We start from the raw sequence: 23,421 nt of genomic DNA, 5'->3' as shown, positions 1-23,421 counted from the left end.
CGCCGGTTTTCGACGCCGGCGAGTTGTATGGGATGTCCCCGACCGCCTCCGACCCTACCTCTCCGGAAGCCACGGAGTGACATCGGAACGGCCCCTGTGTGGCGGTGGCGGCCCGTACCCCTCAGTAGGGTGCACGGGCCGCCGGAACCGCGGTCGGAGCCGCGGTCTCCGTCACCCGGGGTCAGCGCCCGAGTGCGCCGAGAGCACGGCCGACGATCTTCTTGCGGTCGGTCGCGCCGGGGACGTGCTCCAGGCCGAATCCGATCAGCACGGTGTCCCGCGTGGTGACCGCGGCCGCCGACGGGAACAGGTCCTGGCTGCGTTCCCAGGTCCCGCGCAGCGCCGGGCTGCCGTCGGGCGCCGGACCCGTCGTCCACGGCCCGAGCGAGGTCTCGAATCCCTCGGCGCCCTGTCCGGCGGCGGTGACCAGCCTGGTGTCGTCCACGAAGATGCCGCGGCCGCCGTCACTGGGGTCGGTGATGTACGAGACGGAGACCTCGATCCGCTTGCCCGCGTAGGCGCTCAGATCGAACGAGGCGGCCTTCCAGCCGTCGGAGGCACCGGTGAACGAGTGCCAGGCGCCGCTGGTGCCGGTCGCCGTGCAGCCGCCGGATCCCACCGTGAGGTAATGCCGCAGGAACGGGTGCTGGTTGACGTAGAACCCCTGGTCGCACTGGGTCGGCACGGTCGTCCGTGTACCGCCGTTGCTGTCCGGCAGGGTGGTCCAGTCGTCCTGGCCGACGGTGTGGACCTCGACGACGGCGTTGTCGTAACCGGGTTCGGTGTTGAAGCTGATCCGCAGGTTCAGCGCCGGCCGGTCGGCGGCGGTCGTGCCGGTCAGATCGACCGCCTGTGACAGCCGCATCCAGGAGGAGTTGCGGTGGCTCGCCGCCGCGTACCACTGTCCGTCGTACGGCGAGAACGGCATCTTCACGCCCGGGTAGTCGCCCGCGGCCGCGCTGCGGAACTGCGGGAACTGCGCGGGCGGCAGGCTGTCCGAGGTGATCGTGTACGCACCCGCCGCGTCCAGCGGGTTGACGGGTGCGTCGCCGAGCGCGCCCGCGGCGCCGGAGAGGCGTCCGGTGCCGAGGAAGTCCGCAGCCCCGGCCAGCGAGGCGCGTCCCGACGCACCGAGGTAGTACTGCGCGAAGTCGTCGCTGAGCGCCCCGCCGAGGTCGGCGTTGCCGCCGGCCCGTTCACCGGTGGTGATGAGCTTGCCGCCCTCGTTGACGAAGTCGCGTACGGCCTGGGTGGTGGGCCAGGAGGGTGCGGCGGATCCGGTGTACCAGAGGGCCGTGTCGAAGTGGCCGAGCACGCCGAGCCGGTGCGGCACGCCCTGGGTGGCGACGTCCCAGACCGCGCTGCGCTCGCCGTTGTCGGCGAGTGCCTTGGTGTACGCGGCCGTGTTCTTCGCGGCGCTGGTGCCGCCCTCCTCGGCGATCACGAGCGTGTCGCCGCGCGGCCGCCCGGCGATCGTGTACGTGAAGTGCTCGCTCGCGGTGGGCTTTCCGGCCCGGGTCTCACCGGTGAACCAGACCTCGACCGTGTCGCCGACGTCGCCGTCCTTGACCTTGGCGCGGTACTCGTCGAAGAGGATGTTGTCCTCACCGCCGTAGGTCTCGCCGCCCTTCCAGGGCTTCAGCGCCTGGTCGTGGACCCGGCCGCCGTTGACGCGGTAGCGGAGCTCCTTGTCGCGCACCGACTTGCGGGCCACGACGGAAACCTCCTGGTCGCCGCCGCGCGCGTAGGAGACGGTGAAGGGGTCGGGGGTGAAGTCCGCGGCCTTCAGCCCCAGCGAGGAGGACGGCTGGTCCGGGTGCAGGGACGTCTCGGCGACGGAGAGCGCGAACGGGACGTTCTTGGCGAACTCCTGCTGGATCAGCTTCTCGTCGTCGGGGAAGGTGAAGACGGAGGCGCAGTCGGCCGCGTTCCAGGGGTCCTGGGGATCGATCCTGGAGACGGTGGCGCAGGTCGACATCTCCGGGGTGTACATCATCATCCCGTTGACGTTGGCCGCGTGCCCGTCGGCCTCACCGTTGGTGGTGTAGAGCTCGGAGGAGACCTGCGGACGGTAGCCGGGGATCGCCGAGTTCTCGGGGGTGCCGGCGAGCGACCGGTAGAGGACGTCGTCCGGCGTCGGTGTGGCGACCTGCCAGCCCACTCCGTACAGCAGCAGTTCGGCCGCGGAGTGGTAGTTGATGCCGTAGGAGAAGCCGATGCGCTTCTGGAAGCGGTCGATGGCCTTGGTCTCCGGCTCGGAGGCCGGGCCGGTGCCCCGGAAGGTCTCGTCGAACGGGTCGGGGGACGAACCCTCGTTGTCGTAGCCCCACTTGTAGGTGAAGTTCCGGTTGAGGTCGACGCCGTCGCCCGTGTTGACCGCGCCGTCACCGTTGTTGTCGCGGAGGTTCTTGCGCCACTGCCGCTGCTGGGTGCCGGTGAAGGAGTAGTCGTAGCCGTCGGGATTGGCGGACAGCACGAACCACAGCTCGCTGCTGTTCACGATCTTGGTGACGCGGGGGTCCTTGCCGTAGTTGGCGAGGTAGTAGTGCATCAGCCGCCGGGTCATCTCCGGAGTGATCCACTCACGCGCGTGCTGGTTGGACATGTACAGCGTCGCGGGCTTGGAGCCGTCCGCCGACTTCGCCGCGCCCTTGCTGAGCTTGAGCGCGAGGATGTCCTGGCCCTTGACCGTCTTGCCGATGCTGATGACCTTGGTGAGGCCGGGGTTGGCCTGCGCGGTGGCGAGGATCTCGCGCTGGAGGCCCTTCTCGCCGCTGTACGGACGGAAGACGCCGTCGCCGGCGGCGGCGACCCGGTTCCTCGCCGCCGGGGAGACGGTGTGCTCGGTGATGCCGACGCCCTGCTCGCGCAGTTCACCGGCCTGACGTTTCGTGAGGTAGAGCTCGACGGTCGCCGTGCCCTTGTCGGGCACCTGCTCCGTCAGTTCGTGCCCGTCGGCGCCCGCCGCGAGGATCAGCGGAACCTGGGCCTTGGTGACTTTCGCGTGCCATACGGACAGCCCGTCGCCGTTCCCTCCGCCGGGTTCGGCGTGGGCGATCGGAGCCGCCGCAAGTGTTGCGGTCAGCAGTGAAGCCGCGGCGAGGATCGATCTCGCTCTGCGTCTCATAAGCCCCCCTTGCTGGTGTCTGCCAGGAAAGTGAACAGACGCCAGACTCATCACACCCCATGGCCATGTCAAGAAGGCCGGGCCGGGCACACGAGTGAACGACAGACGCTGCCGGTGCCCTGGGGGCACCGGCAGCGTCGGGTGAGGCGGGAAGCGGTGTGTCAGCCGACGAGACCGTCGGCCAGTTCCTCGGAGAGGGTGGACTCGGTGCCGGGGATGCCGAGGTCCTGTGCACGCTTGTCGGCCATCGCCAGCAGCCGGCGGATCCGGCCCGCGACCGCGTCCTTCGTCAGCGGCGGGTCGGCGAGCGCGCCCAGCTCCTCCAGGGAGGCCTGCTTGTGCTCCATGCGCAGCCGGCCGGCGGCGGCGAGGTGCTCGGGCACCTCCTCGCCCAGGATCTCCAGCGCGCGCTGGACCCGGGCACCCGCGGCGACCGCGGCCCGTGCCGAGCGGCGGAGGTTGGCGTCGTCGAAGTTGGCGAGGCGGTTGGCGGTGGCGCGGACCTCGCGCCGCATCCGGCGCTCCTCCCAGGCGAGCACCGACTCGTGCGCGCCCAGACGCGTCAACAGCGCGCCGATCGCATCACCGTCACGGACGACGACGCGGTCCACACCGCGTACCTCCCGCGCCTTCGCGGCGATGGAGAGCCGGCGGGCCGCGCCGACCAGCGCGAGCGCCGCCTCGGGGCCGGGGCAGGTGACCTCCAGCGACGAGGAGCGGCCGGGCTCGGTCAGCGAGCCATGGGCCAGGAACGCCCCGCGCCAGGCGGCCTCCGCGTCACAGGTGGCACCGGAGACGACCTGCGGCGGCAGGCCCCGGATCGGCCTCCCCCGGCCGTCGACCAGCCCTGTCTGGCGGGCGAGCTGGTCGCCGCCCGCCACCACGCGTACGACATAGCGCGAGCCGCGGCGCAGTCCCCCGGGCGCCATCACCATCAGCTCGGAACTGTGTCCGAAGATCTCCAGGATGTCCCGCTTCAGCCGGCGCGCGGCGATGCCGGTGTCCAGCTCCGCCTCGATCACGATGCGGCCGCTCACCAGGTGCAGCCCGCCCGCGAACCGCAGGATCGCCGAGACCTCCGCCTTTCTGCAGCAGGTCCGGGTGACGGGAAGCCGGGAGATTTCGTCCTTCACCGCTGCCGTCATCGCCATGGGCCGATCCTTCCATGCATCCGAAAAATACGGTCGTACGCGGCGGCCAACAGCTCCGGATCATGCTTCGGAACGCCGTCGGGCGAGGCCACGGGGGCCAGCTCGACCGCGGCGCCGAGGCTCTTTGCGGCATCGGCGAGGGACTCTCGGTCGGGCACGGCGGCCTCGTCGGCCAGCACCACGTCGAGGGCGAGTTTAGGCGCGTGTCGTCCCAAAACCTCCAAATGACGCTGCGGTGAGAAGCCTTCTGTTTCGCCGGGTTGGGGCGCGAGGTTCAACGACAGGACCCGGCGGGCCTTCGTCTCGACCAGCGCGTCCAGCAGTTCGGGCACCAGAAGGTGCGGAATCACCGACGAGAACCAGGATCCGGGCCCGAGAACCACCCAGTCGGCGTCCCGTACGGCGGCGACGGCCTCCGGGACGGCCGGCGGGTCGTGCGGCACGAGGTGCACGGACTGCACCTCTCCCGGGGTCAGCGCCACGGTCGCCTGGCCCCGGACCGTCTCCACGTCGTCCGGGCGCGCCGGGTCGTGGCCCCTGACCAGTGCCTGGAGCTCCAGCGGCACGGCGGACATGGGCAGCACCCGGCCGTGCGCGCCGAGCAGCCTGCCGATGAGGTCGAGTGCCTGGACGTGGTCGCCCAGCTGTTCCCACAGCGCCACCATCAGCAGATTGCCGACGGCGTGCTCGTGCAGATCGCCCTTGGACTGGAAGCGGTGCTGGATCACCCGGGCCCAGGTCTGGCCCCATTCGTCGTCGCCGCACAGGGCCGCCAGCGCCTTGCGCAGATCTCCGGGCGGCAGGACGCCCAGCTCCTCCCGGAGCCGGCCGCTGGAGCCGCCGTCGTCGGCGACGGTGACGACCGCGGTGAGGTCGCCGGTGATACGGCGCAGTGCCGTGAGCGACGCGGAGAGGCCCATGCCGCCGCCGAGGGCGACGACCTTGGGCTGGGCGCCGCGGTTCCGCCCCGCGAGCGTGTGCGCGGTCCTGCGCAGCCGACGCAGACGGATGGCCTGTCCGCTCACTCGCGCCCCATGTCACGGTGGACGACGACCGTCTCGACGCCCGCGGAGGAGAGCCGGGCGGCGAGCTTCTCGGACGTGGCGACGGAGCGGTGCTTGCCGCCCGTGCAGCCGACGGCGATGGTCACGTACCGCTTGCCCTCACGGCGGTAGCCGGCGGCGATCAGCTGGAGCAGCTCGGTGTAGCGGTCGAGGAACTCCTTGGCGCCGGGCTGGTTGAAGACGTAGTTCGACACCTCTTCGTTCAGGCCGGTGAAGGGGCGGAGCTCCGGGACCCAGTGCGGGTTCGGCAGGAACCGCATGTCGACCACGAGGTCCGCGTCCACGGGCAGCCCGTACTTGAAGCCGAACGACATGACCGTGGCCCGCAGCTCGGGCTCTTCGTCGCCGGCGAACTGGGCGTCCATCTTGGCCCGCAGCTCGTGCACGTTCAGGCTGGAGGTGTCGATCACCAGGTCGGCGTCACCGCGCAGCTCACGCAGCAGATCGCGCTCGGCCGCGATGCCGTCGACGATCCTGCCGTCGCCCTGGAGGGGGTGCGGCCTGCGGACCGACTCGAAGCGGCGGACCAGGGCGTCGTCGGAGGACTCCAGGAACACGATCCGGCGCGTGACCTGCTTGGAGTCGAGGTCGGCGAGGGATTCCCGGAGGTTGTCGAAGAACCGCCGGCCGCGGACGTCGACGACGACCGCGATCCGGGCCACATTGCCCTGCGAGCGGGCCCCGAGCTCCACCATGGTGGGGATCAGGGCGGGTGGGAGGTTGTCGACGACGAACCAGCCGAGGTCCTCCAGACACTTGGCCGCCGTGCTGCGCCCGGCGCCGGACATACCGGAGATGATCACCAGCTCGGGGATGGCCGCGTCCGCGGCACCGCCGGGCTCGATCGTCGTGCCCGTACTCACGTCTGCTCCGTCTCCGTCGTGCTCGGTCATGTCGTACTGCCCCCGTCGTTCTCTTCCATGATCTCTCCTGTTGCCGTATTCACGGCAGGGACGGCCGGAGCCGCCTGGGCAAGGGCAACGACCACGGATTCCGCCGTCTTGCGGCCCATGCCGGGAACCTCGCAGATCTGCTCGATTGTCGCCTGCCGCAGCCGCTTGACCGACCCGAAATGCTTGATCAGCGCCTGTTTGCGGGTCTCGCCCAGACCGGGCACCGCGTCCAGCGGGCTGGTCCTGATGCGCTTGGTCCGCTTGGAGCGCTGGTAGCGGATGGCGAAGTCGTGGGCGGTGTCCCGGACGCGCTGGAGGAGGTACAGGCCCTCGCTGGAGCGCGGCAGGATCACCGGGTCGTCCTCACGCGGCAGCCAGACCTCTTCCAGCCGCTTGGCCAGTCCGCAGACCGCGACGTCGTCGATGCCCAGCTCGTCGAGCGCGCGCTGGGCCGCGGCCACCTGCGGCTTTCCGCCGTCGACGACGACGAGCTGCGGCGGGTACGCGAACCGCTTGGGCTTCCCGTCGTCCTCGGCGGGCGCGTCCTCACCGATCCACTCGCCGGTCCTGTCCTTCTCGGCGAGATAGCGGCGGAAGCGCCGGCTGATCACCTCGTGCATGGACCGGACGTCGTCCTGGCCCTCGAAGGTCTTGATCTGGAAGCGGCGGTACTCGCTCTTGCGTGCCAGGCCGTCCTCGAAGACCACCATGGAGGCCACGACGTCCTCGCCCTGGAGGTGGGAGATGTCGAAGCACTCGATCCGCAGCGGCGCCGAGTCCAGCCCGAGGGCCTCCGCGATCTCCTCCAGCGCGCGTGAGCGCGTCGTGAGGTCGCTGGCGCGCTTGGTCTTGTGCAGGCCCAGCGCCTGGAGCGCATTGCGCTGGACCGTCGCCATCAGGTCCTTCTTGTCCCCGCGCTGGGGGATGCGCAGGGAGACGTTCGAACCCCGGCGCTGGCCGAGCCACTGGCTGACCGCGTCCGAGTCGTCGGGGAGGGCGGGGACGAGGACCTCCTTGGGCACCGCGTCGCCGCTCTCCTCGCCGTACAGCTGCTGGAGCGCGTGCTCGACGAGCCCGGCGGTGTCGACGGCCTCGACCTTGTCGGTGACCCAGCCGCGCTGTCCGCGCACCCGGCCGCCGCGGACGTGGAAGATCTGCACGGCCGCTTCCAGCTCGTCCTCGGCGACCGCGATCACATCGGCGTCGGTGGCGTCGGCGAGCACGACGGCGTTCTTCTCCAGGGCGCGCCGGAGAGCCCCTATGTCGTCCCGCAGCCGGGCCGCCCGCTCGTACTCCATCTCCTCGGCCGCGTCGGTCATCTGCCGCTCCAGGCGGCGGATGTACGTGCCGGTGCGGCCGGCCATGAAGTCGCAGAACTCGTCGGCCAGTTCGCGGTGCTCCTCGGGTGTCACCCGCCCGACGCAGGGAGCGGAGCACTTGCCGATGTAGCCGAGCAGACAGGGCCGGCCCTTCTGCTGGTGGTTCCTGAAGACTCCGGCGGAGCAGGTGCGCACCGGGAAGACGCGCAGCATCAGGTCGACGGTCTCGCGGATCGCCCAGGCGTGGCCGTACGGACCGAAGTACCGCACTCCCTTGCGCTTGGCGCCGCGCATCACCTGGACGCGCGGGAACTCCTCGTTCAGGGTGACGGCGAGGTAGGGATAGCTCTTGTCGTCCCGGTACTTGACGTTGAACCGCGGGTCGTACTCCTTGATCCAGGAGTACTCCAGCTGGAGCGCCTCGACCTCGGTGGAGACGACGGTCCACTCGACGGAGGCCGCTGTGGTGACCATCGTCGCCGTGCGCGGGTGCAGATTGGCCAGGTCCTGGAAGTAGCTGGCGAGGCGCTGGCGGAGGCTTTTCGCCTTCCCGACGTAGATCACCCGGCGGTGATCGTCGCGGAACCGGTAGACCCCCGGCGAGTCGGGGATCTCTCCCGGCTTGGGACGGTAGCTGGAGGGGTCTGCCATGCCGACCACCCTACTGGCGGGGGGTGACACCGCGGGGCGCGCGGGCGTGCACCGGACCGGAGGCTCCAGCCGCTCTCAGGTGCCGCTACGGCGTCCGGCGCGGCTCGCCCCGGGACGGGCTCCGCTCACCGTGCGAGAGGCTGCCGGCACGGCGCGTGCGCAAGGGGGACGGAGCGCGTCCGGGGACGCTGCGGTTGTGCCCGAATCCTTGTCGCGGATAGGTCAACCCGCTTCAATGCGGTGGACACGGGACTGTGAACGCGCGACCGGGATGTGAACACCTCCCCGCCCCGGCCGGACGGCCGGGACGCGCGCTGACAGGGGCCGTTCCCGTCCTGACCGTTCATCCGGGCCGTCGCAGGCCGCGCAGCCGTACCCCGAAGCCGCTGGAGGTTCCATGGGTCGCCCCGACCTTGACACCGCCGATCTGGCACAGGTGCTGCACACCGGGCCGTTCCATCTGGCGCTGCGGGCCGCCCTCGCGGTGCGCGGACTGCCGCTCCAGCGGGTGCAGCACCATCTCGCCCACCGCGGCATCAAGGTCGGGGTGACCAGTCTCAGTTACTGGCAGCAGGGCGCCCGCCGCCCGCAGCGTCCGGAGTCGCTGCGGGCGGTACGCGCGCTGGAGGAGGTGCTGGAGCTGCCCGGCAACTCACTCACCCGGCTGCTCGGGGTCGGCGAGCGCGGGGCGGGCCTCGACGTCGAACGTCCCGCCGGACGCTCGTACCGCTCCCTGGCCGAGGTGTCCGGTGTCGTGGAGCGGCTGCTCGCCGACATGGAGACGCCGAAGGACACCGGACTGCACACCGTGGGACACCACGAGCGCGTGCGCATCGGCGCCGGGCGGGAACTGGTGGGCCGCGATTCCCAGCATGTCGTCCGGGCCCACCGAGACGGTGTCGACCGCTATCTCGCCATCCACCACGGGGACCCTGGCTGCGACCCGGCCCTGGTCCGGGTGAGCGCGCTGGAGAACTGCCGTACGGGCCGGATCCGCCGGCACCGCGAGACCGGGATCACCGTCGCGGAACTGCTCTTCGACGCCCGGCTGCGGGCGGGCGAGACCTATCTCTTCGGCTACGGCTTCGAGGACGGCACCGGCGGCCCGAGCAATGAGTACGTCCGCGGCTTCACCTTCGCGGGCGGGCAGTACGTCCTTCAGGTGCGGTTCGACGAGGGGGCCCTGCCGGCCCGGTGCCGCCGGTTCGCCCAGGCCACCACGGGTGCTCCGCGGGGCGCCCGGACGGCTCTGACGCTCAGCGGCAGGCACCGCACGGTGCATCTGGTCGAGCAGGGTGTGCGCCCCGGGATTCTCGGGATCGACTGGGACTGGGAGTGAGCCCGGACCGGCCGACTTCGCCGGCCGGTGACCGGTGACCGGTGTGCCGGACGTCTTACGCGCTCGGCCCCGCGACGAGCTTTCCGCCCTTGGCGGTCACCGGCACCTCGGGCAGCGGCACGGTCGCCGGGCCCTGGAGCGCCTTGCCGGTGGTCACGTCGAAGCGGCTGCCGTGGCACGGGCAGTTGCCCTCGGTGCCTTCGACCTTGTCGAGGACACAGCCGGCGTGGGTGCACTGGGCGCTGAACGCCCGGTACTGGCCCGCGGCCGGGCAGCTCACGATCAGGCGCTGCTCGCGGTAGAGCTTGGCACCACCGACCGGAACGGCGTCGGCCGCGCCGAGGTCGACGGGCGCGGTCGGTGTGGGGTTCTCCGCGTGGCCGAGCTTGGACTCGGTGGAGCAGGCGGCGACCCCGAGGCCGGCGGCCCCGGCGAGGGCGGCGCCTTTCAGCACGGTGCGGCGGGCGGCTGAGGGGTGGCCGGACATGCAGACTCCACAGGTCAGAGCATCGGTCGCAGGGCCTGCGACAGACCCGACAATACCGGCGCGTACCCGCGGCCCCGAGGGCGGGATACCTCCCCCGGGCCGCGGTAATGAGTTACGTTCTGGCCCGTGATCGTCGTCGCCGGTGAATCCCTGATCGACCTGGTCCCGCACGGGGACGGCGAGCCCCTGCCGACGCTGCTGCCGCGCCTCGGCGGCGGACCGTACAACACCGCCGTGGCGCTGGGGCGGCTCGGCGCGCGCGCCGCCTTCTGCTCCCGGATGTCCACGGACGGCTTCGGGGAGGCGCTGCTGGCCGGCCTGCGGGACGCGGGCGTCGACACCGGGCTGGTGGCGCGCGGCCCGGAGCCGACAACGCTGGCGGTCGCGTCCCTCGGCGCGGACGGCTCCGCCGGCTACGGCTTCTACGCCGAGGGCAGCGCAGACCGGCTGTTCGAGCTGCCGCCCCGACTGCCGGACGCGGCACGGGCGGTGGCCTTCGGCACGTGCTCGCTGGTGCTGGAGCCGGGCGCGAGCGCGTACGAGGCGCTGTTGCGGCGGGAGGCGGAGCGCGGGCTGTTCACGCTGCTCGACCCGAACATCAGACCGGGGCTGATCCCGGACGCGGACGCCTACCGAGCACGGTTCGCGGGCTGGCTGCCGTCGGTGTCCCTGCTGAAGCTCTCGGAGGACGACGCCCGCTGGCTGGGCGGTGTGCCCGAGGGCCCGGCGGCGGTGGTCCTGACGCGGGGCGACGAGGGCATGCGCGTGCGGACGCGGACCGGGACGGAGGTCTCCGTGCCCGCGACACAGGTGCGCGTCGCCGACACCATCGGCGCGGGCGACACGGTGAACGCGGCCCTGTTGCACGGCCTCGCGGCCCGGGACGCCCTGTCGGCGGACGGCATGGCCCGGCTGGGTGCGGAGGGCTGGCGTGCGGTGCTGGACTTCGCGGCACGAGCGGCGGCGGTGACCTGCTCCCGTACCGGGGCGGAACCGCCCTACGCCTGGGAACTGCGCCAGGACTGACGAGCCGTCCGGCGGGCTGTCGGCCGAGCCGTCCGGGTTCGAAAACCGGCCGAACGACATCGGTCTCCCCCCGATGAGCTCGGGGAGAGACCGATGACGCTGCCGACTACGGTGATCAGGCCTTGCGGGCTACGGTGCTCATGCCTTGCGGGCGCGAGCCGCCGTCTTCTTCGCCGCCGTCTTCTTGGCCACCGCCTTCTTCGCGGTGTTCTTGGTGACGGGTGCCTTCACGGTGGGGACCGAGTTCGCGGCGGCCGTGGTCGCGGGCTTCTTAGCCGCGGCCTTCCTGGTGCCCGAGCGCGCCTGCGGCACCACCGCGTCGCTGATCCGCTCCGTGTCCAGGATGTCCCGCAGGAACTTGCCGGTGTGGCTGGTCGGGACTCCGGCGATCTGCTCCGGAGTGCCTTCCGCGATGACGAGTCCGCCGCCGCTGCCGCCCTCCGGTCCCATGTCGACGACCCAGTCCGCGGTCTTGATCACATCGAGGTTGTGCTCGATGACGATGACCGTGTTCCCCTTGTCGACCAGCCCGGACAGCACGTTGATCAGCTTGCTGATGTCCTCGAAATGCAGACCGGTCGTCGGCTCGTCGAGCACGTACACCGTGCTGCCGGTCGAGCGCTTCTGGAGCTCGGACGCCAGCTTCACCCGCTGGGCCTCACCTCCGGAGAGCGTCGGCGCGGACTGGCCGAGGCGGACGTAACCGAGACCGACCTCGTTGAGCGTGCGCAGATGACGGGAGATCGTCGGGACGGCCTCGAAGAAGTCCAGGGCCTCCTCGATCGGCATGTCCAGCACCTCGGCGATGGACTTGCCCTTGTAGTGGACCTCCAGGGTCTCCCGGTTGTAGCGCGCACCGTGGCAGACCTCGCACGGGACGTACACGTCCGGAAGGAAGTTCATCTCGATCTTGATGGTGCCGTCGCCCGAGCAGTTCTCGCAGCGGCCGCCCTTGACGTTGAAGGAGAACCGGCCGGGGAGATAGCCCCGGACCTTGGCCTCCATCGTCTCGGCGAAGAGCCTGCGGACATGGTCGAAGACACCGGTGTACGTCGCCGGGTTGGACCGCGGGGTGCGGCCGATCGGCGACTGGTCGACATGCACGACCTTGTCGACGAGGTCGTCACCGTCGACGCGGGTGTGCCGTCCGGGCACCGACTTGGCGCCGTTCAGCTCACGCGCCAGGTGCGTGTAGAGGATGTCGTTGACCAGGGTCGACTTGCCGGAGCCGGAGACACCGGTGACGGCGGTGAGGACACCGAGCGGGAAGGAGACGTCGATGTCCCGCAGGTTGTTCTCACGGGCGCCGTGGACGGTGAGCTGCCGTCCCGGGTCCATGGGCCGGCGGATGTCGGGGGTCGGGATGGACCGCTTCCCGGCGAGGTACTGACCGGTGATCGACGCCTTGTTGGCGAGCAGATCCTTGAGCGAGCCCGAGTGCACGACCTTGCCGCCGTGCTCGCCGGCGCCCGGACCGATGTCGACGACCCAGTCGGCCACCTTGATGGTGTCCTCGTCGTGCTCGACGACGATGAGGGTGTTGCCCATGTCACGGAGCCGGACGAGGGTCTCGATGAGCCGGTGGTTGTCGCGCTGGTGCAGACCGATGGACGGCTCGTCCAGGACGTACAGCACGCCGACGAGTCCGGAGCCGATCTGGGTGGCGAGCCGGATGCGCTGGGCCTCGCCGCCGGAGAGGGTGCCGGCCGCGCGGTTCAGCGAGAGGTAGTCCAGGCCGACGTCGACCAGGAACCGCAGCCGCTCGTTGACCTCCTTGAGCACCCGCTCGGCGATCTTCTTGTCCCGGGCGTTCAGCGTCAGACGGCCGAGGAACTCGGCGCACTCGCTGATCGACATCGCGGAGACATCGGCGATGGACTTCTCCATCACCGTCACCGCGAGGACGATCGGCTTCAGCCGGGTGCCCTGGCAGGTGGGACAGGGGACTTCGCGCATGTAGCCCTCGAAGCGCTCCCTGCTGGAGTCGCTCTCGGCCTCCTGGTGCCGCCGCTTGACGAACTGCACCGCGCCTTCGAAGGCGGGCGTGGTGTACGCGCGCTCCCTGCCGTACCTGTTGCGGTAGCGGACCTCGACCTGGGTCTTGTGGCCGTACAGCAGGGCCTTCTTGGCCCGCTGCGGCAGTCCGCCCCAGGGCATGTCGGTGGTGAACCCGAGCGCCTGGGCGAGCCCGCCGATCAGCCGGCCGAAGTACTCCTTGGTGTGGCCGTGCGACCAGGGGTGGATCGCACCCTCGTCGAGGGACTTCTCCTCGTCCGGGACGATCAGCTCGGGGTCGACCTCCATGCGCGTGCCGATGCCGGTGCAGTCGGGGCAGGCGCCGAAGGGGGAGTTGAAGGAGAACGAGCGGGGCTCGAGCTCCTCGAAGGACAGGTCGTCGTACGGGCAGTACAGATGCTCCGAGTACATCCGCTCGCGCTCGGGGTCGTCCTCCGGGAGGTCGACGAAGTCGAGCACGACCATGCCGCCGGAGAGGCCGAGCGCGGTCTCCACGGAGTCGGTCAGCCGGCGCTTGGCGCTGTCCTTGACCGTGAGGCGGTCGATGACCACCTCGATGGTGTGCTTCTCCTGCTTCTTCAGCGTCGGCGGCTCGGCAAGCTGGATCGTCTGGCCGTCGACCCGGGCCCGGCTGTATCCCTTGGTCTGGAGATCGGAGAAGAGGTCGACGAACTCGCCCTTGCGCTCGCGCACCAGCGGCGAGAGCACCTGGAAGCGGCTGCCCTCGGGAAGCTCGAGCACCCTGTCGACGATGGCCTGCGGCGACTGGCGCGTGATGGGCCGGCCGCACTCGGGACAGTGCGGCTTGCCGATCCGCGCGAACAGCAGACGGAGGTAGTCGTAGACCTCGGTGATGGTGCCGACCGTCGAGCGCGGGTTGCGCGAGGTCGACTTCTGGTCGATGGAGACGGCCGGGGAGAGACCCTCGATGAAGTCGACGTCCGGCTTGTCCATCTGCCCGAGGAACTGGCGGGCGTACGACGACAGGGATTCCACGTACCGGCGCTGGCCCTCGGCGAAGATCGTGTCGAAGGCGAGCGAGGACTTGCCCGACCCGGAGAGCCCCGTGAAGACGATGAGGGAGTCACGGGGGAGGTCGAGCGAAACGTTCTTGAGATTGTGCTCGCGAGCGCCACGAACGATGAGACGGTCGGCCACGCCGGGTCCGCACCTTTCTTCAGAGAAGCGGGGGCACCGGCCCCCGTCCCAGACTGTTCCAGCCTACGGAGGGCGCCAGATCGATGAATGCCAGACAAGCAAGGATGCCTCGGACCAGGCTATAGCACGTGCATTCGATTACAGACCGCGCTCTGCCACCTTCACCCGAACGTGTGGCGCGGCTATCGTCGGCCTCATGATCGATCCCCTGCGCGACCTGGCATCTGTACGTGAAGCGACGGAGCGGCTGCTCAGCGCAGTCGACTCCATGGACAACGCCGTCCTCGCCGGTCCGTCACGGCTACCGGGCTGGAGCCGCGGACATGTCCTTGCTCATGTATCCCGTAACGCCGACGCGATCGTAAATATTCTCGAGGGCCGGCCGATGTACGCGAGCGCCGAGGCGCGCGAGGCCGACATCGAGCGTGACGCGCCGCGTCCGCTGGACGTACAGCTCGCCGACCTGCGCGACAGCGCGGCCCGCCTGGAGGCCGTGGGCGCGCTCCCCGCCGACTGGCGGCGCACGGTCCAGCTCCGCAACGGCGTCACCGATGCCGCCGCCCGGGTCCCCTTCCGCCGGCTCGTCGAGGTCGAGCTGCATCATGTGGATCTCGACGTGGGCTACGAGCTGGAGGATCTGCCGCAGGAGTTCACCGCCCGGGAGATCGACTTCCTCGCGCAGCGCTTCTCCGGCCGGCCGGACGTGCCCCCGACCCGGATCGCCGCGACGGACGGCTCCGGCGGCGAGTGGCACACCGGCGGTACCGACGGCGCCCCTGTCACCGTCTCCGGCCCTTCGGCCGCGCTCGTGGGCTGGCTCGCCGGCCGCCGGGACGGGGCCTCCCTGGACACCGCGGGAGCCCTGCTGCCCGCGCTGCCCCCGCTATAGGCTGATCTCCATGACGTACAGCGGAGTGGTGAAGGTCGGCGGCGCTGCGGACGTTCACGAACTGACGGACCTGATGATCTCCAAGGTCGCCGTCGGTCCGATGGACAACAACGCCTTTCTGCTGCGCTGCCGCGCCACGGACGAGCAGTTGCTGATCGACGCGGCGAACGAGCCGGAGACGCTGCTCCGGCTGATCGGCGACGACTCCATCGCCTCGGTGGTCACCACACACCGCCACGGCGACCACTGGCAGGCACTCGCCGATGTGGTCGGGGCGACGGGTGCGCGCACGTACGCGGGGCGCTTCGACGCCGAGGGCATTCCCGTCGCCACGGACGTGCAGGTCGAGGACGGCGACGTCATCCGCGTCGGCCGGGTCGAGCTGACCGCCCGGCATCTGGTGGGCCACACCCCGGGGTCGATCGTCCTGGTCTACGACGACCCGCACGGCCACCCGCACATCTTCACCGGAGACTGCCTCTTCCCCGGCGGGGTGGGCAACACCCGCAAGGACCCGGTGGCGTTCCGGAGCCTGATCGACGGTGTCGAGGAGAAGCTCTTCGGGCCGTTGCCGGACGAGACGTGGGTGTACCCGGGCCACGGCAAGGACACGACGCTCGGCGACGAGCGGCCGCACCTGGCGGAGTGGCGCCGGCGCGGCTGGTGACCGCGCGGCCGTACGGGGGTTCCGGCACCCGGGCGGCGTGGGAGACGGGTCCGCGTCCGAGCGGCTGTGCGCGTGGGTGCGCGTCCTGACGGCTGTGCCGGTCGGTCCGCGTCCGGGCGGCTGTGCTCGTGGGTCCGCGTTCCGGGCGACTGTCCGCGTGGGCCCGCGTCCGGTCTGTGGGTCCGCGGCCGGAGAGAAACCGTTGTCGTCCGGCGCCTGCGCACGGTTAGCCTCCGGGCATGACGCAGCCCGTCCACCCTCCCAAGCCCCGTCCCGGCGACCGGATCGCGGTCCTCTCGCCCTCCAGCGCACTTCCGGGACTGCTGCCGCTGCCGTTCGAGCTCGGTCTCGCCCGGCTCCGTGACGACTTCGGGCTCGTCCCGGTCGAGTACCCGACGACCCGCCGGATGGGCTCGTCGCCACGGGAGCGGGCCCGCGACATCCACGCGGCCTTCGCGGATCCCGGTATCACGGCCGTCGTCGCGAGCATCGGCGGGGACGACCAGATCACCGTGCTGCCTTATCTGGACCGGGAGTTGATCCGGGCCAACCCGAAGCCCTTCTTCGGATACAGCGACAACACGGCCCTGCACTGCTACCTCTGGAACACCGGCATCGTCAGCTACCACGGCGGCAGCGTGATGGTCGAGCTCGGCCGCCCGGGGGCCATGGCCCCGCTGACCGCCGACTCGATGCGGGCCGCCCTGTTCACCTCGGGTCCGTACGAACTGCGCGCAGCCGACCGGTTCCGGGTCGTCGACCGAGACTGGGCGGACCCGGCGACGTTCGAGGCCGAGCCGGAGACGGATCCGGGCGGCGGCTGGCTGTGGCACGGGCCCGAGCGCGTCGTCGAGGGGCGTTCGTGGGGCGGAAATCTCGAAGTGCTGGCCGGGCTGCTGATGGCGGACCGCGAGATCAGCTCCGACCTCTCGGCGTACGACGGCGGAGTGCTGCTCTTGGAGACCTCAGAGGAACTGCCGTCGGCCGAGGAGGTGTTCCGCATCCTGCGCGCCATGGGCGAGCGGGGGCTCCTGGAGCGGTTCGACGCGCTGCTGATGGGCCGGGCCAAGACCTGGTCCTTCGAGCGGCCCGGCGACCACGCGGAACGGGCACGGTACGCGCGCGACCAGCGCGAGGCGGTGCTGCGAGCCCTGGCGGCGTACGCGCCGGACCTGATGGCCGTCTTCGACGTCGACCTCGGGCACACCGATCCGCAGTTGATCGTTCCCTACGGCGGGCTTGTGCGGGTGGACGGGCCGGCCCGGCGCATCACGGTGACGTATTGACTGGCCGAAGGCCGGGGGCGCGGGAACGCCGGTGGACGTGGGAAACGCGGTGGACGCGGGAACGCCGGTGGGCGGGGACAGCAGCCGCTGTCCCCGCCCACCGCTCATGAGGTCCGTCAGGCCTCGATGCTGTCCTTCTCCGGCGACTCCGGCGTCTGGGCCGCCTCGCGCTCGGACTGCCTCTTGGAGGCGATCAGGCTGGTGATCGTGGTGATGATCAGCACGCCGCAGATGACCGCCAGCGAGACCGGGATCGAGATCTCGGGGACATGCACCCCGCTCTCGTGCAGTGCGTGCAACACCAGTTTCACGCCGATGAAGCCGAGGATCACCGACAGGCCGTAGCTGAGGTGGACCAGCTTCCTCAGCAGTCCGCCGATCAGGAAGTACAGCTGCCGCAGACCCATCAGGGCGAAGGCGTTGGCGGCGAAGACGATGTACGGGTCCTGGGTGAGGCCGAAGATCGCCGGGATCGAGTCCAGCGCGAACAGCACATCCGTGGTGCCGATGGCCAGCATGACCACCATCAGCGGGGTCAGGACGCGCTTGCCGTTGTTGCGGATGAAGAGCTTCGTGCCGTGGTACTTGTCGGCGACGCCGAACTTCTTCTCGATGGACTTCAGGAGACGGTTCTCCTCGAACTCCTCGTCCTCGTCGTCGGCCCGCGCCTCCTGGATGAGCTTCCAGGCGGTGTAGATCAGGAACGCACCGAAGATGTAGAAGACCCAGGAGAAGCTGGCGATGATCGCGGCACCGGCGGCGATGAAGATCGCTCGCAGCACCAGGGCGATCAGCACACCGATGAGCAGCACCCGCTGCTGGAGGTGTGAGGGCACCGAGAACTTCGCCATGATCAGGACGAAGACGAAGAGGTTGTCGACGCTGAGCGATTTCTCGGTGATGAAGCCCGCGAAGAACTCGCCGGACGCCTGGCTCTCGCCCGCCATCAGCAGGCCGAGGCCGAACAGCGCGGCGAGGACGATCCAGACGATCGTCCAGATTCCGGCTTCCTTGATGGACACGTCATGGGGCTTGCGCCCGATGAAGAAGTCCACGGCGATGAGGGCTGACAGACCAAGAATGGTCAGCAACCAGATGTTCAATGAAACGTCCACTGCGCCTCCGGCTTCGTACGGCTACTGATCAGCGTCGTCGCTGCCGGAGGTCTCCTCCACCCGAGCGGTCCTTGCCGCTCCGGCCGGCGCCCCGGGACCTGTGAATCGGTCCGTATTGACGGGCACGCCGCAGTCGGGAGTACTCCCCTCCGTTCAAAAGGAGAGTACAGGTATCCCCAAGGAAAGGTAAAGCGCGGGGTAAAGGACGGTTCAAATCCGCAGGTCAGCGGCCCCAGTTACGGCGGGCGGCGGTCACCGCGTCCAGCACCTGCCGCAGCACCGCGCTACCCGGCGGGACCGTCAGAGGCTGGTACGTCCAGGCGTGCCGGACCCAGGGATCGGCGAGATGGTCGTCCGGCACGGGCGTGATCCGCAGGAGGGACCGCCACAGCGGGTCCAGCACCGGTCCGTAGGCGCTCGCGTCCTCGCGATCCGCGACCATCATCAGGTGCACACCGACCGCCGGACCCTCGTCGGCGAGGTAGCGCAACTGGGTGACGGCCCGGTCGTCGAAGCCGTGCGGGAAGTCGTTGACGATCAGCAGCTGCTCGCCGGTGTCCAGGTCGGGCGGAAGGGCGTCGGCCGCGCCTCCGCGCACCGCCATCGTCACCAGGTCCACCCGCTGGGTGAGCTTGGCGAGCGTGTCGCTCACACCCTGCGCGCCGGTCGCGGGCGGGCCCGCGAGAGCGCCCGACTCGACCAGCGGGGCGAGCGATGCCGCTGCGGTACGGGCGGGGTCGATGACATGGACGGTGAACTCGCCGGGCGGGTAGACACCGAGCAGCCGGGCCGCGTGCGAGACCGCGCAGTCCACGGCGAGCTTTCGCAACTGGCCCTCGTCCAGCATCATCGCGGCCTCGGAGCCGGTGCGTCCGCTGTCCACCCACAGACCGCGCTCCAACGGCAGCCTGATCAGGAACGGGATGCGCAGCTCCGGCGTCTCGGGCAGCTGGAGATCACCGAGGCGCAGGGCCATCGGGATCTCCATGGGCACGCGGTAGGCGTGCCAGACCGGGTTGTCCCAGCGCGCGAAGGCCGGCGGCAGGGCCGGCTCGACGACGTCGGACTCGGCCGACAGCTGGGCCAGGTCCCGGTCGAGCGCCTGGCGCGCCTGGGTCGTCAGCTCCTCGCACTTGGCGCGGGCCGCCGCACGGGCGGTGTCCCCGGCGCCGCCGATACGGCTGCGCGGGTCGGACAGGGCCCGGTCCAGTTCCTGGTCGAGGCGGTTCTCGGCGAACTCGACCGCGCTGCGGTAGGCGGCTACCGCACGGGCCAGGTCCTCGAACATCCCCCAGATCTGGTTGTAGAGCCGCTCCTCCATGGACCAGCCGGTGGCGTCGCCCGCGACGGGCCGGGCGGGCTGTCCGGGCTCGGCGGCCGGCGCGGGAGGAGGCGGCGGGGGCGGGGCCGAGCGGCGGCGCGGGTGCGCGTAGTCGATGGGGCCGCCGGATCCCGGCGGGGCGTCGGGTGTGGTGGCCTGCTGGGGTTCGGCAGGTGCCGGGGCCTGACCGCCGCCGGCCCCGAGGCCGTCCGCGACCGTCGGGTCCACCGCGGTGGTCTGGCCGGAGGCCGGGCGGGTGTAGGCGCCGTCGGCGCCGCGGGTGTTCAGCGGCGCGGGCGCGGTCCGCGGACTGCGCGGGGCGGCGACGGCCTGGATCTCGGCGGCCTTCTCACGGGCCGTGGCCAGTCCCTGGTCGCCGAGGAGCTGGGCGAGCCCGCCCGCGTACCCCTGGCCCATGGCGCGCACCTTCCAGGCGCCCTGGCGGCGGTAGACCTCGACGGCGACGAGCGCCGTCTCGGTGTCCAGACCGGTGATGGTGAAGCTGGCCACCTCGCTGCCGTCCTCGGCGACGACGGCGAGGAACGGGGCGGCCGTGGCGCCGAACTGGGACGGGCCGCCGGTGCCTTCGGGGAGCGCGAGCAGGATGTTGAGCCGGTGGACGGCCGCGGGTACCGCCGGCAGGTCGACGGCGAAGCGGGGCGCCTCGGTGGCCTGGCGGGGTACCTCGACGCCGTGGACGGTGGGCGATCCGGGGTGGGCGATCCAGTCGTCCCGGACGGCGCCCCGCTCGTCGGCGCAGGTCGCGCAGGCCACGACCGGGTGTCCGGCCGACACCCGTATCTCCAGGCGGGCGTCGGGCAGTGGATGGTTCTGCCCCCGGACCAGCTCGGCCGTCATCGCCTTGTCCCCTCGTGCTGTGGTCGGTGCTGCGCGGTGGTGCCAATCGGTGCAGCTCCCGGCGGCCTCATGCCTCCGGGAGCTGCGTCGTCCGTGCGAGCCGTGCTTACAGGTGCGGCAGGATCGACGGCATCAGGTCCTGGAAGGTGCGGCCATTGGCGGGGTTGCCGAGGGCCGTCATCTGCCAGCCCGAGCCCGCGCGGTGCACCTTCGCCATGATCTGGGCGGTGTACTGGCCACCGCCGTCGAGCGTGTAGCGGGCGAGCTCCTGGCCGTTCGTCTCGTCGACGATGCGGCAGAAGGCGTTCTGCACTTCCTGGAACGTCTGGCCGGTGAAGGAGTTCACCGTGAAGACGATCTGGTCGATGTGCACGGGCACTCGCTGAAGATCGACGAGGATCGCCTCGTCGTCGCCGCCCGAACCCGCCCCGCCGACCAGGTTGTCACCGGTGTGCTTCACCGAACCGTCGTCGCTGACCAGGTGACGGAAGAAGACCACGTCCACCGGCTGCTTGTCGGCGAACAGCACCGCCGAGGCATCCAGATCGATCTCCCTGGTGCGCGAGCCGAACAGACCGCGCCGGGGCGCCGCCTGCCAGCCGAGCCCCATCCGTACAGCCGTGAGGGTGCCCCCGTCGCTCTTCTGCAGGCTGATGGCCTGACCCTTGGTCATGTTGACCGTCACGCGCTGTCCCCTTCTCCCTGAATTCCGCCGCCCAACGCGCGGCTTCCCAGCACCCTACGCAGTTGCGTCAACGGTGCAGCACAAATGGCTCGATTTTGTGTCGGTCTTGCAACACACCAGACGAATCACCAGGTGTGCGAGGGCTGCCGCACACCTGGTGAGCGGGGTGGTGGCCCGCCCGTGGGACGGGCTCAGGCCACACCCGCCTCCTTCATCTGACGGAGCTCCTTCTTCAACTCGCCGACCTCGTCGCGCAGCCGGGCCGCCACCTCGAACTGCAGATCCGCGGCGGCCGCTCGCATCCGGTCGGTCATCTCCTCGATGATTCCGGCCAGTTCGGCGGCGGGCCGGTCGCTCAGCACCTCGCCCTTCCTGCCCGCCTTGCCGCCGAGCGCGGGGACGGGGGCCTTGGCGCCCTTGCCCGGCTTCTCCGCCTTCGCCTGCCGGTAGCCGGTGCCGAGCAGCTGCTCGGTGTCGACCTCCTCGCGCGCGATGGTGGCGACGATGTCGTTGATCTTCTTGCGCAGCGGCTGGGGGTCGATGCCCCGCTCGGTGTTGTAGGCGATCTGCTTCTCCCGGCGGCGGTTGGTCTCCTCGATGGCCTTCTCCATCGCCGGGGTGACCTTGTCCGCGTACATATGGACCTGGCCGGAGACGTTGCGCGCCGCGCGGCCGATGGTCTGGATCAGCGAGGTGCCGGAGCGCAGGAAGCCCTCCTTGTCGGCGTCGAGGATCGCCACCAGGGACACCTCGGGGAGGTCGAGGCCCTCCCGCAGGAGGTTGATGCCGACCAGCACGTCGTACTCGCCGGCGCGCAGCTCGCGCAGCAGCTCGACGCGGCGCAGGGTGTCGACGTCGCTGTGCAGATAGCGGACCTGGATGCCCAGTTCGAGGAAGTAGTCGGTGAGGTCCTCGGCCATCTTCTTGGTGAGGGTGGTGACGAGGACCCGTTCGTTCTTCTCGGTGCGCAGCCGGATCTCGTGCACCAGGTCGTCGATCTGGCCCTCGGTCGGCTTGACGACGACCTCCGGGTCGACGAGTCCGGTGGGGCGGATGATCTGCTCCACGAATCCGTCGCCGCGGGAGAGTTCGTACGCACCGGGGGTGGCCGACAGATACACGGTCTGGCCGGTCCGCTCCTTGAACTCCTCCCACTTCAGCGGGCGGTTGTCGAGCGCGGAGGGCAGCCGGAAGCCGTGGTCGACCAGGGTCCGCTTACGGGACGCGTCGCCCTCGTACATCGCGCCGATCTGCGGAACGGTGACGTGCGACTCGTCGATCACGAGGAGGAAGTCCTCGGGGAAGTAGTCGAGAAGGGTGTTGGGCGGCGAGCCGGGTCCGCGGTCGTCGAAGTGCATCGAGTAGTTCTCGATGCCCGAGCAGGAGCCGATCTGGCGCATCATCTCGAGGTCGTAGGTGGTGCGCATCCGCAGCCGCTGCGACTCCAGGAGCTTGCCCTGCTTGTCCAGCTCGGCCAGCCGCTGCTCCAGCTCCGCCTCGATGCCGTTGACCGCCTTCTCCATGCGCTCGGGGCCCGCGACGTAGTGGGTCGCCGGGAACACGTAGAGCGACTGGTCCTCGCTGATGATCTCGCCGGTGAGCGGGTGGAGGGTGGAGAGCGCCTCGATCTCGTCGCCGAACATCTCGATGCGGACCGCGAGCTCCTCGTAGACCGGGAAGATCTCGATGGTGTCGCCGCGGACCCGGAAGGTGCCGCGCTGGAACGCCGCGTCGTTGCGCGTGTACTGGATGTCGACGAAACGGCGCAGCAGCTGGTCGCGGTCGATCTCCTCGCCGACCTTGAGCTGCACCATGCGGTCGACGTATTCCTGCGGGGTGCCGAGGCCGTAGATGCACGAGACGGAGGCGACGACGATCACGTCACGCCGGGTGAGCAGCGAATTGGTCGCGGAGTGGCGCAGCCGCTCGACCTCTTCGTTGATCGAGGAGTCCTTCTCGATGTAGGTGTCCGACTGCGGGACGTAGGCCTCGGGCTGGTAGTAGTCGTAGTACGAGACGAAGTACTCGACGGCGTTGTTCGGCAGGAGCTCGCGGAACTCGTTCGCCAGCTGGGCGGCCAGCGTCTTGTTCGGCGCCATCACCAGGGTGGGGCGCTGGAGCTTCTCGATCATCCAGGCGGTCGTCGCCGACTTGCCGGTGCCGGTCGCGCCGAGCAGCACGACATCGTCCTCACCCGCGCGGATACGGCGCTCCAGGTCGGCGATGGCCGCGGGCTGGTCGCCACTGGGCTGGAAGGGACTGACGACCTCGAAGGGCGCCACCGTACGTTCGATCTTGGAAACGGGCCGCATGGATCCAACGGTACGACCCCCCACTGACAACCGGGCTCGGGTCCGTCCTGTGGATCA

At 70.3% G+C, this 23,421-nt stretch carries 16 protein-coding genes; 5 read left to right on the top strand and 11 right to left on the bottom strand.

Translation table 11 applies throughout. From position 1 onward, the window contains the following. Positions 1–181 precede the first annotated feature (181 nt). The 5 genes from RPQ07_RS28200 to uvrC form a co-directional block, all read right to left on the bottom strand. Positions 182–3,127 carry a M14 family metallopeptidase gene (locus RPQ07_RS28200; RefSeq protein WP_313947014.1) on the bottom strand — a complete coding sequence of 982 codons (2,946 nt, stop codon included), beginning with the start codon at positions 3,125–3,127 and terminating at the stop codon, positions 182–184. A 161-nt stretch (positions 3,128–3,288) separates the two neighbouring features. Then, positions 3,289–4,278: a DNA-binding protein WhiA gene (gene whiA, locus RPQ07_RS28195; protein WP_313947013.1), complete on the bottom strand. Its 990-nt coding sequence runs from the start codon at positions 4,276–4,278 to the stop codon at positions 3,289–3,291. Then, positions 4,269–5,303 carry a uridine diphosphate-N-acetylglucosamine-binding protein YvcK gene (locus tag RPQ07_RS28190; RefSeq protein ID WP_313947012.1) on the bottom strand — a complete coding sequence of 345 codons (1,035 nt, stop codon included), beginning with the start codon at positions 5,301–5,303 and terminating at the stop codon, positions 4,269–4,271. Before RPQ07_RS28190 ends, whiA begins: the two co-directional genes overlap by 10 nt. Beyond that, positions 5,300–6,235, bottom strand: a complete 936-nt coding sequence (rapZ, locus tag RPQ07_RS28185) for an RNase adapter RapZ (protein WP_313947011.1) — start codon at positions 6,233–6,235, stop codon at positions 5,300–5,302. The genes RPQ07_RS28190 and rapZ overlap by 4 nt, the downstream gene beginning before the upstream one ends. Then, positions 6,232–8,205, bottom strand: coding sequence for an excinuclease ABC subunit UvrC (uvrC, locus tag RPQ07_RS28180; protein WP_313947010.1), 1,974 nt, complete (start codon positions 8,203–8,205; stop codon positions 6,232–6,234). Before uvrC ends, rapZ begins: the two co-directional genes overlap by 4 nt. 397 nt (positions 8,206–8,602) lie before the next feature. Here uvrC and RPQ07_RS28175 point away from each other — a divergent pair, with 397 nt between their 5' ends. Further along, a complete protein-coding gene (locus tag RPQ07_RS28175; protein ID WP_313947009.1) occupies positions 8,603–9,544 on the top strand; it encodes a hypothetical protein in 942 nt (313 codons plus the stop codon). A gap of 55 nt (positions 9,545–9,599) precedes the next feature. Here the strand turns inward: RPQ07_RS28175 and RPQ07_RS28170 are convergent, their stop codons facing one another. Then, complete coding sequence (locus tag RPQ07_RS28170) at positions 9,600–10,031, bottom strand: Rieske (2Fe-2S) protein (RefSeq protein ID WP_313947008.1); 432 nt, start codon at positions 10,029–10,031, stop codon at positions 9,600–9,602. A 126-nt stretch (positions 10,032–10,157) separates the two neighbouring features. Here RPQ07_RS28170 and RPQ07_RS28165 point away from each other — a divergent pair, with 126 nt between their 5' ends. Next, positions 10,158–11,057 carry a carbohydrate kinase gene (locus RPQ07_RS28165; protein ID WP_313947007.1) on the top strand — a complete coding sequence of 300 codons (900 nt, stop codon included), beginning with the start codon at positions 10,158–10,160 and terminating at the stop codon, positions 11,055–11,057. Positions 11,058–11,195: 138 nt separating this feature from the next. Here the strand turns inward: RPQ07_RS28165 and uvrA are convergent, their stop codons facing one another. Next, positions 11,196–14,231 carry an excinuclease ABC subunit UvrA gene (gene uvrA, locus RPQ07_RS28160; protein ID WP_313947006.1) on the bottom strand — a complete coding sequence of 1,012 codons (3,036 nt, stop codon included), beginning with the start codon at positions 14,229–14,231 and terminating at the stop codon, positions 11,196–11,198. Positions 14,232–14,427: 196 nt separating this feature from the next. On the opposite strand from uvrA, the gene RPQ07_RS28155 reads away from it, so the two are divergent. The 3 genes from RPQ07_RS28155 (at position 14,428) to RPQ07_RS28145 (ending at position 17,073) form a co-directional block, all read left to right on the top strand. Further along, positions 14,428–15,120 carry a maleylpyruvate isomerase family mycothiol-dependent enzyme gene (locus RPQ07_RS28155; RefSeq protein ID WP_313947005.1) on the top strand — a complete coding sequence of 231 codons (693 nt, stop codon included), beginning with the start codon at positions 14,428–14,430 and terminating at the stop codon, positions 15,118–15,120. A gap of 10 nt (positions 15,121–15,130) precedes the next feature. Continuing rightward, a complete protein-coding gene (locus RPQ07_RS28150; RefSeq protein ID WP_313947004.1) occupies positions 15,131–15,787 on the top strand; it encodes an MBL fold metallo-hydrolase in 657 nt (218 codons plus the stop codon). A 239-nt stretch (positions 15,788–16,026) separates the two neighbouring features. Further along, the gene (locus tag RPQ07_RS28145; RefSeq protein WP_313947003.1) at positions 16,027–17,073 is read left to right on the top strand and encodes an LD-carboxypeptidase; all 1,047 of its coding nucleotides are present in this window, start codon (positions 16,027–16,029) and stop codon (positions 17,071–17,073) included. A 116-nt stretch (positions 17,074–17,189) separates the two neighbouring features. Here RPQ07_RS28145 and RPQ07_RS28140 read toward each other — a convergent pair whose 3' ends face one another. From RPQ07_RS28140 to uvrB, 4 genes are all read right to left on the bottom strand, one after another. Next, positions 17,190–18,188 (bottom strand): TerC/Alx family metal homeostasis membrane protein, encoded by a 999-nt coding sequence (locus RPQ07_RS28140; protein ID WP_313947002.1) that lies wholly within the window; start codon positions 18,186–18,188, stop codon positions 17,190–17,192. A gap of 223 nt (positions 18,189–18,411) precedes the next feature. Continuing rightward, a complete protein-coding gene (locus tag RPQ07_RS28135) occupies positions 18,412–20,367 on the bottom strand; it encodes a TerD family protein (protein ID WP_313947001.1) in 1,956 nt (651 codons plus the stop codon). 106 nt (positions 20,368–20,473) lie between these two features. Beyond that, the gene (locus RPQ07_RS28130) at positions 20,474–21,052 is read right to left on the bottom strand and encodes a TerD family protein (RefSeq protein WP_096629140.1); all 579 of its coding nucleotides are present in this window, start codon (positions 21,050–21,052) and stop codon (positions 20,474–20,476) included. A gap of 191 nt (positions 21,053–21,243) precedes the next feature. Further along, complete coding sequence (uvrB, locus tag RPQ07_RS28125) at positions 21,244–23,364, bottom strand: excinuclease ABC subunit UvrB (protein ID WP_313947000.1); 2,121 nt, start codon at positions 23,362–23,364, stop codon at positions 21,244–21,246. Positions 23,365–23,421: the final 57 nt, after the last annotated feature.

This window comes from Streptomyces sp. AM8-1-1 (assembly GCF_032229325.1).
In the GTDB taxonomy this organism is placed as follows: domain Bacteria; phylum Actinomycetota; class Actinomycetes; order Streptomycetales; family Streptomycetaceae; genus Streptomyces; species Streptomyces achmelvichensis.
This window is presented reverse-complemented; position numbering and strand designations above follow the sequence as displayed.

Coding starts and splice junctions, on each gene's coding strand:
- RPQ07_RS28200 (WP_313947014.1), bottom strand. CDS start 3,127: ATGAGACGCAGAGCGAGATCGATCCTCGCCGCGGCTTCACTGCTGACC.
- whiA (WP_313947013.1), bottom strand. CDS start 4,278: ATGGCGATGACGGCAGCGGTGAAGGACGAAATCTCCCGGCTTCCCGTC.
- rapZ (WP_313947011.1), bottom strand. CDS start 6,235: ATGACCGAGCACGACGGAGACGGAGCAGACGTGAGTACGGGCACGACG.
- uvrC (WP_313947010.1), bottom strand. CDS start 8,205: ATGGCAGACCCCTCCAGCTACCGTCCCAAGCCGGGAGAGATCCCCGAC.
- RPQ07_RS28175 (WP_313947009.1), top strand. CDS start 8,603: ATGGGTCGCCCCGACCTTGACACCGCCGATCTGGCACAGGTGCTGCAC.
- RPQ07_RS28170 (WP_313947008.1), bottom strand. CDS start 10,031: ATGTCCGGCCACCCCTCAGCCGCCCGCCGCACCGTGCTGAAAGGCGCC.
- RPQ07_RS28155 (WP_313947005.1), top strand. CDS start 14,428: ATGATCGATCCCCTGCGCGACCTGGCATCTGTACGTGAAGCGACGGAG.
- RPQ07_RS28150 (WP_313947004.1), top strand. CDS start 15,131: ATGACGTACAGCGGAGTGGTGAAGGTCGGCGGCGCTGCGGACGTTCAC.
- RPQ07_RS28145 (WP_313947003.1), top strand. CDS start 16,027: ATGACGCAGCCCGTCCACCCTCCCAAGCCCCGTCCCGGCGACCGGATC.
- RPQ07_RS28135 (WP_313947001.1), bottom strand. CDS start 20,367: ATGACGGCCGAGCTGGTCCGGGGGCAGAACCATCCACTGCCCGACGCC.
- uvrB (WP_313947000.1), bottom strand. CDS start 23,364: ATGCGGCCCGTTTCCAAGATCGAACGTACGGTGGCGCCCTTCGAGGTC.